At 66.7% G+C, this 258-nt stretch carries 1 protein-coding gene; it reads left to right on the forward strand.

The window, feature by feature from the left end; genetic code table 11:
* Positions 1-36: 36 nt before the first annotated feature.
* Positions 37-258: hypothetical protein (locus E4U92_RS35730; RefSeq protein WP_137304594.1), on the forward strand; the 222-nt coding region annotated here is incomplete at its 3' end.

Raw genomic sequence — 258 nt, forward strand, 5'->3', positions numbered from 1 at the left:
TTGGCCAGGGCACGCAAAACGGGTGGTGAGCTCGACGTGATCGCGAGCGAGCGGGCGAAGCTGCAGCAGCGCATGACTGAACTCGATGTGGCCGAAAAGGCAGCGCGCGAAGCACAGCGCGATGCCGGGCGAGGGGTGTTCCTCGCCGCGCTTGATAAGGTCAAGATCGGGGCGATGGATCGTGCCCAGGCGAGGGGCCTCGCAGCGGCGATCGGGAGGCTCGATGCCGTCGAACTTCTGCGCCGGATTGGCGACGCA

This window comes from Streptomyces galbus (assembly GCF_005280195.1).
In the GTDB taxonomy this organism is placed as follows: domain Bacteria; phylum Actinomycetota; class Actinomycetes; order Streptomycetales; family Streptomycetaceae; genus Streptomyces; species Streptomyces galbus.